The organism is Clostridium sp. AM58-1XD, from assembly GCF_003464085.1.
Taxonomy (GTDB): Bacteria; Bacillota; Clostridia; order Lachnospirales; family Lachnospiraceae; genus Lachnoclostridium_A.
In genome coordinates this window covers 1-13,423 of record NZ_QSDR01000006.1, presented here as the reverse complement: position 1 = coordinate 13,423, position 13,423 = coordinate 1, and the positions used below count along the sequence as shown (strand labels likewise).

The 13,423-nt window shown below is 46.7% G+C and carries 15 protein-coding genes; all 15 read left to right on the top strand.

All coding sequences use genetic code 11. From position 1 onward, the window contains the following. Positions 1-61 precede the first annotated feature (61 nt). The 15 genes from DXA13_RS04675 (at position 62) to DXA13_RS22785 (ending at position 12,985) form a co-directional block, all read left to right on the top strand. Positions 62-1,627, top strand: a complete 1,566-nt coding sequence (locus DXA13_RS04675; RefSeq protein WP_118242153.1) for an ABC transporter ATP-binding protein — start codon at positions 62-64, stop codon at positions 1,625-1,627. After that, positions 1,614-1,910 (top strand): hypothetical protein, encoded by a 297-nt coding sequence (locus tag DXA13_RS21520; protein WP_243008975.1) that lies wholly within the window; start codon positions 1,614-1,616, stop codon positions 1,908-1,910. The genes DXA13_RS04675 and DXA13_RS21520 overlap by 14 nt, the downstream gene beginning before the upstream one ends. Then, on the top strand, positions 1,904-2,698 hold the full coding sequence (locus DXA13_RS04670; protein ID WP_243008974.1) for an ABC transporter permease: 795 nt from the start codon (positions 1,904-1,906) through the stop codon (positions 2,696-2,698). Before DXA13_RS21520 ends, DXA13_RS04670 begins: the two co-directional genes overlap by 7 nt. Position 2,699: 1 nt before the next feature. After that, positions 2,700-3,629 (top strand): ABC transporter permease, encoded by a 930-nt coding sequence (locus DXA13_RS04665; protein ID WP_118242152.1) that lies wholly within the window; start codon positions 2,700-2,702, stop codon positions 3,627-3,629. Positions 3,630-3,634: 5 nt separating this feature from the next. After that, positions 3,635-4,405 (top strand): nucleoside phosphorylase, encoded by a 771-nt coding sequence (locus DXA13_RS04660; RefSeq protein ID WP_118242151.1) that lies wholly within the window; start codon positions 3,635-3,637, stop codon positions 4,403-4,405. Positions 4,406-4,576: 171 nt separating this feature from the next. Then, a complete protein-coding gene (locus DXA13_RS04655; RefSeq protein WP_118242150.1) occupies positions 4,577-5,362 on the top strand; it encodes a sugar phosphate isomerase/epimerase in 786 nt (261 codons plus the stop codon). Between the two features lie 34 nt (positions 5,363-5,396). Further along, positions 5,397-6,599 (top strand): class I SAM-dependent rRNA methyltransferase, encoded by a 1,203-nt coding sequence (locus DXA13_RS04650; RefSeq protein ID WP_118242149.1) that lies wholly within the window; start codon positions 5,397-5,399, stop codon positions 6,597-6,599. Between the two features lie 60 nt (positions 6,600-6,659). Continuing rightward, the gene (locus DXA13_RS04645) at positions 6,660-7,277 is read left to right on the top strand and encodes a hypothetical protein (protein ID WP_347559700.1); all 618 of its coding nucleotides are present in this window, start codon (positions 6,660-6,662) and stop codon (positions 7,275-7,277) included. 216 nt (positions 7,278-7,493) lie between these two features. Then, positions 7,494-8,099 (top strand): imidazole glycerol phosphate synthase subunit HisH, encoded by a 606-nt coding sequence (hisH, locus tag DXA13_RS04640; RefSeq protein ID WP_118242147.1) that lies wholly within the window; start codon positions 7,494-7,496, stop codon positions 8,097-8,099. An 86-nt stretch (positions 8,100-8,185) separates the two neighbouring features. Further along, positions 8,186-8,947 carry an imidazole glycerol phosphate synthase subunit HisF gene (hisF, locus tag DXA13_RS04635; protein WP_118242146.1) on the top strand — a complete coding sequence of 254 codons (762 nt, stop codon included), beginning with the start codon at positions 8,186-8,188 and terminating at the stop codon, positions 8,945-8,947. A 57-nt stretch (positions 8,948-9,004) separates the two neighbouring features. After that, positions 9,005-9,679 carry a uracil-DNA glycosylase gene (locus tag DXA13_RS04630; RefSeq protein ID WP_118242145.1) on the top strand — a complete coding sequence of 225 codons (675 nt, stop codon included), beginning with the start codon at positions 9,005-9,007 and terminating at the stop codon, positions 9,677-9,679. A gap of 16 nt (positions 9,680-9,695) precedes the next feature. Further along, positions 9,696-10,556: an undecaprenyl-diphosphate phosphatase gene (locus tag DXA13_RS04625; protein ID WP_118242144.1), complete on the top strand. Its 861-nt coding sequence runs from the start codon at positions 9,696-9,698 to the stop codon at positions 10,554-10,556. A 244-nt stretch (positions 10,557-10,800) separates the two neighbouring features. Continuing rightward, entirely contained in the window at positions 10,801-11,478 is a 678-nt protein-coding gene (locus DXA13_RS04620; protein WP_118242143.1) for a response regulator transcription factor, read from the top strand. Continuing rightward, on the top strand, positions 11,475-12,365 hold the full coding sequence (locus DXA13_RS22790; protein WP_347559699.1) for a HAMP domain-containing protein: 891 nt from the start codon (positions 11,475-11,477) through the stop codon (positions 12,363-12,365). The genes DXA13_RS04620 and DXA13_RS22790 overlap by 4 nt, the downstream gene beginning before the upstream one ends. 32 nt (positions 12,366-12,397) lie before the next feature. Then, the gene (locus DXA13_RS22785) at positions 12,398-12,985 is read left to right on the top strand and encodes a HAMP domain-containing sensor histidine kinase (protein ID WP_347559698.1); all 588 of its coding nucleotides are present in this window, start codon (positions 12,398-12,400) and stop codon (positions 12,983-12,985) included. Positions 12,986-13,423: the final 438 nt, after the last annotated feature.

The following is a 13,423-nucleotide window of genomic DNA, read 5'->3' as shown; positions in this document are numbered from 1 at the left end:
ATCTGCCGTGCCTTTTCTATGAAACAGAATCGCGTTCTGTTAATAAAATCAGAGGTGTAAGATGGCAGAAGTAAAAGAAGCACTGCGTATGCAGAATATTGTAAAGGTGTACCCGAACGGCGTTATGGCCAACAAGGATGTCACTCTCGTGATTAACCAGGGAGAAATTCATGCTCTATCGGGTGAGAACGGTGCAGGGAAATCGACTCTTATGAAGATCCTGTTCGGAGAAGAACAGCCGACTTCAGGAGAGATCTTCGTCAACGGGAAAAAGGAAAATATTACATCTCCGGGAATGGCAATCCGTTTAGGCATAGGAATGGTACATCAGCATTTTATGCTGGTTCCTTCTCTGAGCGTAGCTGAAAATGTAATTCTTGGAGTGGAGCCAAAAAAAGGGATGCTGATCGACGGCCGCCATGCAGAAAAACAGGTGGAAGAGATGGCACAGAAATATAACCTGCTGATCGATCCCAGAAAGAAAATCAGGGATTTGACGGTGGGTCAGAAGCAGAAGGTAGAGATTTTAAAAGCCCTTTTCAGGGGTGCAAAAATTCTGATTCTGGACGAGCCGACGGCAGTTCTGACCCCGCAGGAAACGGAAGAGCTGTTCGTGGAACTGAAGCATTTGCGGGAAAATGGATATACGATCATATTTATTTCCCATAAGCTGAATGAAGTAAAGGAATTGTGTGACAGAATCACCATCATCCGCAGAGGGGAATCCAAAGGAGTATATGATTTAAAGGATATTTCCGAACAGGATATTTCCAGGCTGATGGTTGGAAGAGACGTCATTCTTAATATTGAAAAATCGCCCTGTAAGCCAGGCAGGCCGCTGGTAAAGGTCAGGGATTTAAAAGTAATAGATGAGAACGAAAAGGCAGCAGTCGACGGGATGTCTTTCGACTTATGTGAAGGAGAAATTCTGGGAATCGCCGGTGTAGAAGGAAACGGCCAGTTTGAACTGGTGGAGGCGATTACGGGAAGCGGCCATTACTCGGAAGGAAGTATCGAAGTCTGCGGGCAGAACATCAGAAATTTCAGCATCAGCGAGATCAGAAGGCTTGGCCTTTCCCATATTCCGGAAGACCGCATGACCACCGGCGTGGCAGGCGAACTGTCCATCACGGAGAATATGATCGCGGATAAACTGGATACGGCTAAATTTTCCAGAAACGGATTTCTGAATAGAAAGAATATAAGGCAGTATGGCCGGGAAATGGCGGAGCGGTTCCAGATTCTATGCAAGAATCCGGATGTCAGCATCAACAGCCTTTCCGGAGGGAATATCCAGAAGGCCGTACTTGCAAGGGAAATTTCTTCGGAGCCAAAAGTGGTGATTGCCAACCAGCCTACGAGAGGGGTAGACGTAGGAGCGACGGAATTCATCCGCAAGGAACTGATTGCCCTCCGTGATAAAGGAGACTCCGTCATGCTGATCAGTTCGGATTTAAATGAAATTTTAGGACTGTCTGACAGCCTGATTGTTGTTTATGAAGGAAAGATTGCGGCGTATTTCCCGGAAGCAGCGAAGGTAACGGAAGCGCAGCTGGGAACTTATATGCTGGGAATTGAAAAACAGACGGAAGAAGAGATAAAGGAGGCCATCCATGGACAGCAATAAGAAAATCCATCTGATGGTGGATGCCATCAAAATGGGCATTGTCATTCTGATTGCGTGCGGTCTTGTGTCACTGATCGTACTGTCGGTCAGCGACGACCCGGCAAATGCATTTTACAGCTTTTTCATCGGACCGTTCACATCACTGAGGCGAATCGGCAACATCGTTGAAACGGCTTCCCCTCTCATGTTTACGGCTCTCGCAGTCATCATAATCTTTGGCTCCGGCCAGTTTTCCATGATTGCGGAAGGTTCTTTTTTCATCGGCATTGCGGGAGCATGGTAGTAGCGATCGCATGGCCTCTTCCGGCAGGCGTTCACCCTGTTGCGGCGATTCTGGTCGGTGGAATCTGCGGCGCTGTGGTAGCGCTGATTCCGGCTCTCCTGAAGATGAAATGGTCTGTCAGCGAGCTGGTTACATCGATTATGCTCAACTACGTGGTGCAGTTCTTTGCCATTTATCTCGTCAGCTATCATTTCAGAGAAGTAAGCAGCTCCAGCCTTGCGTCTCTGGCGTTCGAAAAATCGTCCAAGCTCCCGATACTGGTGCCTGGAACGAGAATCCATGCAGGCGTTGCCTTGGGACTTATCATCTGTGTGCTCGTATACTTCTTCATGATGAGAACTACTACGGGAAGCAAACTGAGAATTACGGGAACAAATCCTTTATTCGCCAACTACAGCGGTATTAATGTCACATGGATTATGGTGCTGGCCCAGGTGATCGCCGGCGGCATTGCAGGAATCGGCGGCGGAGCGGAGCTTCTCGGCATGTACACGCGTTTTAAATGGACAGCCTCTCCGGGATACGGATGGACGGGAATCGTAGTAGCTCTCCTTGCAAGAAATAATCCCCTTCTCGTTCCGCTTTCTGCGGCGTTTATCGGATATCTGAACGTAGGAGCCGATATTATGGCGCGGAACAGCGACGTGGGAAGTGAGGTCGTGGAGATCATACAAGGCGTAATGATGCTGTTTATCGCGGCGGATGCGTTACTCCGCGGCTGGAAGCAGCGCATGATCGTAAAGGCGGCCAAAGAGGAAGAAATGAAATTGAAGGGGGAGGAAGCATAAGATGAGTGTGATGAATTATATCTTCAGTGTGGACTTCTTGTTTATGTGGATTCGTGTGGCTACACCGATCCTGCTGGCGGCTCTTGGCGCGGTTGTCTGTGACCGGGCCGGAGTGGTAAATCTGGGACTGGAGGGAATTATGCTGATTTCCGCCCTGTTTGGAGTTCTCGGCGGCGCGATCGGCGGCGGCCTTATATGGGGGCTGGCAGCCGGAGTCGGGTCAGCACTGATCGTCAGCGCCATATTTGCATATTTCCATCTCGTACTGAAGGCCAACGCAGTACTGTGCGGCACGGCAATCAACACGATGGCCGGGGGCCTGACGGTGTTTGCCCTGCAGCTGGCTACAGGAGAAAAGGGGACGAGCGCCTCTTTAAAGAGCTTCTCTTTTCCCTCTGTTGAAATTCCGGTTATTAAGGACATCCCAATACTGGGCGATATTATTTCCGGGCATAATACGCTGACGTACATCGCCCTGCTCATGGTGGTCGTTATTTATATACTCCTCTATAAGACGCCCCTCGGTCTGCGCATGCGTGCGGTTGGGGAAAATGAAAATGCGGCGGAGAGCGTCGGACAAAATGTAACAAAAATCCGCTTTATCGCAATCCTGATCTGCGGCGTTCTGGTAGGTCTGGGCGGTATGTACCTTTCCATGGGGTACCTGAACATGTTTACAAGAAATATGACTGCGGGCCGCGGCTTCATTGCGCTGGCTGCATGCTCCATGGGGCAGTCGACTCCGGTAGGGGCGCTTGTATCTTCCATGGTATTTGCCTTCTTTGACGGGCTTTCCAATATCCTGCAGATGCTGCGTATTCCAGCAGAATTTATCCAGATGCTTCCATATCTGGCTACGATCGCGGGCCTGACAATCTATTCGATTCAGAAGACGGCTGTTATGAAAAAGAAGATGAAAAAGAAAGGATAACGCTTATGTCATTAAATAAAGATGAAAAAACAATTGGGAAAAGACAGTATCATATCCATCTGGAACCTGGCGATATTGGAAAATATGTGCTTCTCCCAGGCGACCCGGCCAGATCGGATATCGTAGCGAAGTACCTGGACGACGCGAAGCTTGTAGCCCATAACAGGGAACACCGCACTTATACGGGATATTACAAAGGAGTAAAGGTTTCCGTTACGTCCACGGGAATGGGCTGCCCATCTACGGCGATCGCTGCGGAAGAGCTGATCAATATCGGTGCGGAATGCCTGATTCGGATCGGCAGCACTGCGGCCCTTCAGGAAGGCATCGGCATCGGCGATCTGGTGATTTCCACCGGTTCCATGAAGAATGAAGGTACATCCAGGTTCTACGTTCCGGATGTATTTCCGGCCGTACCTGATTTCGATCTGACGAGAGTTCTTCTGGACACGGCAAGGGATATGAAGGACGAAGTGAGCGGCCGGATTTTTTACGGCATCAATGCATCAGATGATGCGTTCTATGGAGAGACTCCGGAATGGATTGAAAAGCTGTCCAAGCTGGGCTGTCTGAATGTGGAAATGGAGAGCTCCGCCCTCTATACGGTATGCCATCGCCGCAAAAAGAAGGGAGCCATGATCAGCGCCGTATCCGGTAATCTCGTCACGGCAGACGTGGTTTATGAGACGGTCAATACAGGGCTGGTACAGGGCTGGGATGATGAAATCAAGGTCGTCCTGGAAGCGATCAGCCGGTTTGATAAAGAGAATAGTTAACAAGGTAAGGGTGCTGCAAGGGGAAATCAGTTTTCTTTTGCAGCGCCTTCGTTTTTGCTGCAGGGAAAGCGGCCGGACGAAATTCAGATCTTCGAATGACAGATTAAAATATTTGAATATAGATAAAAAATACGTTATACTGTTAAACAGATAAAATGCGGAGGTGCAACGATGAAATTTGGATATTGTACATCATTTGATAATTACCCTCTCCTGGATCAGCTGGGATACGACTATATTGAACTTGCTGGCCGTGAGGTGGTGGGACTCGAAAAGTCTAAACTCAATGAAATGGAAAAGACGCTGAAAACAGGACGTGTAAAGTGCTGTGGATTTAATTCTGCCGTGCCCGGAGAGATTGCTATTGTAGGGGAAAACTACTCTGAGGAAACAGCCAGAGAATATGCGAAAAAGCTTTGTGCCGTCGGCGGACAGCTGGGAATAAGCGGAATTGGAATCGGTTCTCCAGCTTCGCGAAGGCTCCCGTACGGCTACAACGTCCCACTGGCTGATTCGCAGGCGGAGGAATTTCTGTCTATATTTGGAGAAGAGTCTGCTCCTTATGGAATTAAAATTTTCTGGGAACACTTAAACCCTACAGAAGGAAATTACGGCCTGACCTGGAACCATGGTGTGGAGCTGGTGAAGAAGGTCAATATGGAAAATGTCATGATGGTATGCGATTTATATCACATGGAAGTCAACCGGGAATTTCTGCTGGATCTGGATCAGGAGCCGTCCCTGATCGGTCATGTACATATGGCTCAGCTGGAAGGAACGGAACGAAGAGGGATTCTTCCGAATTACAGAGCGAGATATGAGGAATTTATAGAAAAACTGAAATCTTTGGGATATGACGGTATTATCAGCATTGAGGCGTTCTCCGGTTCCGTGGACGAAGAGGCTGCCGGATCCATCCGCCTGCTGAGAGAGCTGTGCGGCATGCAGAAGGCGTAGTATTGAAAATACACATGGATTAGAGGAGAAACAGATGGAGACAGCAGTTGTACATGTAAAAAAGGGTGAAGCCCGTGCGCTTAAGGCTGGAGGCATGTGGATCTATGATAATGAGATCGACAAAATCACGGGAGATTTCCAGAATGGGGATATGGTGACCGTTGAAGATTTCGACGGATACTGCCTTGGGCACGGATTTATCAATACGAACTCCAAAATAACGGTCCGCATGATGTCCAGAAAAAAGAATGTTGTTATTGATGAGAATTTTATCGAGATGCGCGTCAGAAACGCCTGGGAGTATAGGAAGAATACGGTAGATACGTCCAGCTGCCGGGTGATTTTTGGAGAAGCTGACTTTCTTCCGGGAATTGTCATAGATAAATTTGCAGATGTCCTTGTCGTGGAATCTCTGGCGCTGGGCATTGACCGTTGGAAACCGGTGATCCTGGAAAAGCTGAAGAAGGTTATGGCTGAGGACGGCATTACGGTCCGGGGCATTTATGAAAGAAGCGATGCCAAGGTGCGCCTGCAGGAGGGCATGGAACGGCATAAAGGATTTATCGGAGAACCATTTGACACAAAGGTAGAGATGATTGAGAATGGTGTAAAATATATTGTAGATGTACAGGATGGACAGAAAACCGGATTTTTCCTGGACCAGAAATACAACCGTCTGGCAATCCAGCGCCTGTGCCGCGGAAAAAAGGTACTGGACTGCTTTACCCATACAGGCTCCTTTGCCCTGAACGCAGGTGTTGCCGGAGCGTCGTCTGTTCTCGGTGTTGATGCGTCAGAGCTGGGGGTGAATCAGGCCAGAGAAAATGCCCAGCTGAACGGGCTTTCCGACCGGGTGAAGTTCGTATGTGCCGATGTTTTTGAACTACTTCCCCAGCTGGAAGCGGAGGGGGAGAAATTTGATGTGGTGATTTTGGATCCTCCGGCATTCACGAAATCCAGAGCGTCGATTAAAAATGCGGTAAAAGGATACAGAGAAATCAATCTGCGTGGAATGAAGCTGGTGAAAGACGGCGGTTATCTTGCAACCTGTTCCTGCTCCCACTTTATGGACCCGGAGCTGTTTGGAAAAACAATACGGGAAGCCGCTGCAGGAAGCCACAAGCGGCTGCGCCAGGTAGAGTACAGGACGCAGGCGGCGGATCATCCGATCCTGTGGGCGGCGGATGAGTCTTATTATCTGAAATTCTATATATTCCAGGTTTGCGACGAAAAATAAGATATACAGAAGGTGAAGGCTTAAATGGATAATGAGTGCAGATTACAGGAAGAAGATCTTTTGAAGCGTATTGACGGAGTAAAACGCGTGCATAAGGTGCTGGTCGGCATTGGTGAGGAATGGAGCATCGGGAGACGGCCGGACATTATGGCGGCATATGAGGCGCTGGGGAAGCTGCTGAATGGAAAAGATTACTTTATCGTGACGATGAATACGGACGGGAAAATATTTGAAAGCAGCCTGGATCATAGCAGGATTGTGGCTCCGTGCGGCAACGTGCACTGGTTCCAGTGTGAAAAGGCGTGTACAAAGGATATCTGGGAAGAGGGGGAAGTACAGGACGGAGTGTGCCCCCACTGTGGTGCGCCGCTGATTTCGAATACAATTAAGGCAGAGGCATATATTGAAGAAGGATATCTTCCCCAATGGACCGCTTATACGAAATGGCTGTCCGGAACACTGAACAGGGATTTAACAGTGCTGGAACTGGGAGTTGGATTTCAGCTTCCCGGAGTGATCCGCTGGCCATTTGAAAAGACCGTATTTTTCAATAAGAAGGCGCATATGTACAGAGTTCATGAGACTTTCTATCAGATATCAGAGGAACTCAGGGATAAAGCAGAAGGAATTAGGAGTGATTCCGTTGAATTTATTGAGAAATCCCCAACAATATGGTAAAATGCGCGTATACAATAAGCCATGTGAAATAAGGTATAAGTAAATATCCGTCGTGCTGGCACGTAAGGGGATATGCTTATAGATTATTTCATAGGGCGCAGCCCGCGAACGAGATGGAGCGGAGCGGAATCGAGGTACGCCATGGCTGATCAGTGGCAGCCATGCGGGAACGGACGAACTACAAAAGACAACAGATCAGCGACAGGCGGTGTAAATATGATTGCGATGATAGACTATGATGCCGGCAACTTGCGCAGTGTAGAAAAAGCGCTGAAAGCTCTTGGGGAGACGCCGGTTATAACGAGAAACAGAGAAGAGATATTAAAGGCTGACAAGGTGATTCTTCCTGGTGTCGGCTCTTTCGGCGATGCCATGGAAAAGCTGAACCAATACGGACTTACGGATGTGATCCGGGAAGTGACGGACAGAAATATTCCCCTCTTGGGAATATGCCTTGGGCTGCAGCTTCTGTTTGAAAGCAGTGAAGAATGCCCAGGTGTCCGCGGGCTTTCGATCCTTCCAGGCAGAATCGTGAAAATTCCGGACTGTCCAGGGCTTAAGATTCCGCATATGGGCTGGAACTCACTGGATATAAAGGAAGGGACAAAGATGTTTGCGGGGATAGAATCAGGAGCGTACGTTTATTTCGTTCATTCCTATTATCTGCAGGCAGGCGATGAGTCGATCGTGGCTGCTTCAGCAGAATACAGTACGCACATCCATGCTGCTGTAGAGCGGGGCAATGTATTTGCCTGCCAGTTTCATCCGGAGAAGAGCGGTGAAACAGGTCTTAAAATACTGAAGAATTTTATAACGGATTGAATATGAGCGAAATGAAAACGGCAGATGACAGTGGGGCCTCCGGCTGCTTCCAGAGGCATACCTGAACATTACATAGGAGGAACCGGATGTTTACAAAGAGAATTATTCCATGTCTGGATGTCAATGACGGCAGGGTGGTTAAAGGAGTGAATTTCGTTAATTTAAGGGATGCCGGCGACCCGGTGGAGATTGCAAAGGCATACGATCTGGCGGGCGCTGATGAACTGGTGTTTCTTGATATTACGGCTTCTTCCGATGCAAGAAATACGGTTGTAGATATGGTGAGAAAAGTGGCGGAGCAGGTGTTTATACCATTTACTGTCGGGGGAGGCATCCGTACAGTAGACGACTTCCGCACGCTGCTGAGAGAAGGAGCGGATAAGATTTCTATCAATTCTTCAGCAATCAACCGTCCGGAACTGATTAGCGAAGCAGCAGATAAATTCGGCAGACAGTGTGTCGTCGTCGCAATTGACGCCAGAAGGCGGGAGGATGGAAGCGGCTGGAATGTCTATAAAAACGGAGGCCGTATCGACACCGGCCTGGATGCTGTAGAGTGGGCGATGAGAGCGGACCGGATGGGGGCTGGGGAAATTCTTCTGACAAGCATGGACTGTGACGGCACTAAGGCAGGATATGACAATGAACTGAATGCAGCCGTAGCAGACAACGTATCAGTTCCTGTAATCGCCTCAGGTGGAGCAGGGACGAAAGAACATTTTTACGATGCCCTGACCAGAGGGAAAACCGACGCAGTACTTGCAGCTTCGCTGTTTCATTACAAGGAGCTAGAGATCAGCGAATTAAAGAAATACCTGAGAGGACGGGGGATTTCTGTTCGGCTGTAATAAGGCTGCATAATTGTATAAAAGATCGTATGAAATAAAAGACGAAAGGAAAATGATATGGCTGCAATTGAAAACGACTGGCTTTTGCCGCTGAGCGGTGAATTCAGAAAGCCTTATTATAAAAAACTGTATGAAACGGTAAAACATGAATATGAGACGAGGAAGATTTTTCCGAATCCGGATGATATATTTAATGCATTTGCATTTACTCCGCTGTCGAATGTGAAGGTAGTAATTCTTGGGCAGGATCCTTATCATAATGTAGGTCAGGCTCACGGGCTCTGCTTTTCCGTTAAACCGGACGTGGAAGTGCCGCCTTCTCTTGTCAATATCTATCAGGAGCTGCATGATGACCTGGGCTGCTATATTCCAAATAACGGTTACTTGAAAAAATGGGCGGATCAGGGTGTTATGCTGTTAAATACGGTACTGACGGTACGGGCGCATCAGGCAAATTCCCACCGTGGAATCGGCTGGGAAGAGTTTACGGATGCAGCGATTAAGATTCTGAATGATCAGGACAGACCGATGGTATTTATCCTATGGGGCGGACCGGCCAGAAGTAAAAAGATTATGCTGACAAATCCAAAGCATCTGATCTTAGAAGCGCCTCATCCAAGCCCGCTGTCGGCAAACCGTGGATTTTTTGGCAGCAGGCCTTTCAGCAAAACGAATGAATATCTTGAGAAGAATCAGATAGAGCCTATTGACTGGCAGATAGAAAATGTATAGGAGAGGTTGAGAAACGATGAGTATCATTGAAATCTTGAAAGTGCTGGTGCTTGGAATCGTAGAAGGGTTTACGGAATGGCTCCCTATAAGCAGTACGGGGCATTTGATCATAGTGAACCAGATCATTCAGTTCAAGCAGCCGGATGAATTTGTCAACATGTTTAACGTGGTAATTCAGCTGGGAGCAATACTGGCTGTCGTAGTGATGTATTTCCACAAGCTGAATCCATTTTCTCCAAGGAAAAAAGCAGCTCAGAAACGGGCAACGGTCATACTGTGGCTGAAGATTATCGTAGCGTGTATTCCTGCGATGATATTCGGCCTTGCTCTCAATGACTGGATCGATAAGGTACTGATGGACAATGCGTATGTAATTGCGTCTATGCTGATTCTTTATGGAGTCTTCTTTATCATACTGGAAAAGAGAAATGAGACTGTAAGCTTTGAGGTGACCCGGGTAGGTCAGATTTCATACCAGACGGCGCTTTACATTGGCTTTTTGCAGGTATTGGCCATGATTCCGGGCACGTCCAGATCAGGCGTGACAATTCTTGGAGCAATGCTTCTTGGCTGTTCCAGGGGCGTGGCAGCGGAATTTTCCTTCTTCCTGGGCATTCCGATTATGTTTGGGGCCAGTTTTCTGAAAATGGTGGTTTATTTAAAGGGAGGATCCGGGTTTGATGGGGCACAGGTGTTTTACCTCATATTCGGAATGATCGTGGCATTTATCGTATCTGTTTATTCAATCAAGTTTTTAATGAGTTATATTAAGAACAATGACTTCCGGTTCTTCGGTTATTACAGAATCGTGCTGGGTATTATCGTACTCGCTTATTTCGGGATCAATGCACTGGCCGGGATGGCAGCCGCTGCATAGGACTTCAAGATGAATATGGTTTTTAGGAAAGATCGGCTTTCGCGCATGGACACATGACTGCGGGAGCCGTATTTTTATTCCAAGAGGAAAGTGCTCTTGTGAAATGATAAGGTTTTTGCTGTTTTGGTTATAACGGAAGGCGGCTGAGGGAATTAATGAAATAAGTGTGAACTTATAGAATTTACGTAAATTATCTGTTAGAATACAGGAAACAGGAATAGGCATAAGGAATGGAGGAAGAGAGATGGAGCCATTAAAGGTGCTTGTTGTAGATGATGAGGCCAGGATGAGAAAGCTGGTAAAGGACTTTCTGACGATTAAGGGATATATCGTAATTGAGGCAGGAGATGGAGAAGAAGCGGTAGATCTGTTTTTCAGTCAGAAAGACATTTCACTGATTATTCTGGATGTGATGATGCCAAAAATGGACGGATGGGAGGTCTGCCGGACGATCCGCAAATATTCCCAGGTACCGATGATCATGCTGACGGCAAAGAGTGAAGAACGGGATGAGCTGCAGGGATTTAATCTGGGCGTAGATGAGTATATTTCAAAACCATTTAGTCCAAAGATTCTGGTTGCCCGTGTGGAGGCAATTCTTAGAAGAAGCAACGTAGTTTCTGCCGGAGTAGCGGAAGTGGGCGGAATTGAAGTGGACAAAGCTGCGCATCAGGTGACCATTGACGGGAAAGCAGTAGACCTGAGCTATAAGGAATTTGAATTGCTCAGCTATTTTATTGATAACCAGGGGATTGCACTGTCCAGAGAAAAAATACTGAATAATGTATGGAATTATGATTATTTCGGCGACGCCAGGACAATAGATACACATGTGAAAAAACTTCGAAGCAAGCTTGGAGAAAAAGGTGAGTATATTAAGACGATCTGGGGAATGGGATATAAATTCGAGGTGAGTGAATGAAACATTCGATCAGAACGAGATTCATATTCGTCTTCGGCGGGTTGATGACGATCATACTCCTTGCCATTTGGGGCGTAAATAACTGGTTGTTGGAAGACTTTTATATCAATGATAAAGTCAAAAATCTGGAAACTGCATATGATCGGATCAATACAGAGCTGTATGATAAAAGGCAGTCGGAACTGGAACCATATTCCGAAAATGAAGACGCGGATGAATTGTCCATGATACTCAGGGAATTTGGAGAAAAGTATAATACGACGATCGTTCTGATGGACAGTACAAATGGAAATATTATTATTTCCTCCGCACGAGACAGAGACTATCTTGCCGAAAAGATCAGGAGATACATGATGAATGAACCTGAAAAAGCGAGATCGGAAGTTATGGTCCGGGAGGACAATTATGAGGTCAGGAGATATTATAATCCAAGGACAGATACCGCTTACCTGGAGTCTATGGGATTTTTCTCGGACGGACGGACGTTATTTATTATGTCGACGCCTCTTGCCAGTATATGGGAAAGCGTGGCCCTGTCCAACCGTTTCCTGGGATATGTAGGTTTAATTGCTTTATTTGTCAGTGCAATAATAATTTATGTGACGACGAGACGAATTACATCTCCGATCATGGATCTGGCAAAGCTTTCCGTTCAGATGTCGAATCTGGACTTTGATGCAAAGTATACCGGGCGGGAGAAGGATGAAATCGGAGTATTGGGCCACAGCATGAACAGCCTTTCCGAAAAGCTAAAGGAGACGATTGGCGAACTGAAATCGGCTAATAACGAGCTTCAAAAAGATATTAATGAAAAAATACAAATCGATGAGATGAGAAAAGAATTTATTTCGAATGTATCCCATGAACTGAAGACGCCGATTGCCTGATACAGGGATATGCGGAAGGACTCAGCGAGGGAATGTGTGAAGATCCGGAGAGCAGGGATTATTATTGCAGCGTCATTGTGGACGAGGCTAATAAGATGAACAAGATGGTACGCCAGCTTCTGGATCTGTCAGCGCTGGAATTCGGTGAAAATGCGCCCGTTATGGAATGCTTTGATATTACGGCATTGATCAAAGGTGTTCTTGCGTCGGCAGAAATTCTTCTGCAGCAAAAGGAAGCCAGTGTGGAATTTCTTGCAGAAGGACCGATTCTCGTCTGGGCGGATGAATTTAAAATAGAAGAAGTGGTTACAAATTATCTCAGCAATGCTCTTAATCATTTGTCAGGCGACAAGAAAATCAGAATAACGGTTTCCAGAGAGGGAGAGGACGTAAGGGTATCTGTTATCAATTCGGGAAACTGTATACCAGATGAGGATATTCCGAAACTGTGGACGAAGTTTTTTAAAGTGGATAAGGCGAGGACGAGAGAATACGGCGGAAGCGGTATTGGCCTTTCGATCGTAAAGGCGATTATGGATTCCCACAATAAAGAGTGCGGGGCCAGGAATCTGGACGGCGGCGTAGAATTCTGGTTTACTCTGGACGGAAGAATGGAATAAAAAAATAATAGCTCTGTCCGACAGGTAGCGAACGGAGAATGGACTCTTCGCCTTTGCAGCGGCAATGCAAAGGCAAAGAGTCCATATTTCCTCAGTGATCAGCTCAAAATGCAGTAACGTAAAATGGGAAATATCGCCTCAATCTTTCATAATTTAACGATAAAAGGTAAAAAATGGAAATTTTACAAAATAAATGAAAAAAGTTGTTGACTTTTAGGCTGGCCTTTGATATTATAATATTCGCCTCACAAAAACGGGGCAAACAAAAGAAGAATCTTGTAAAAGAGCTTCGAAAAAAAGTTTCAAAAAGTTGTTGACAAGGTCGATCGGTTATGATAAGATATAACGCGTCGCTGAAAAAAACAGCCGACAGAAACAGACAAAAGAACCTTGAAAATTGAAGATTAAACAGTATGTAAAACCCTGAAAAATTCTTAT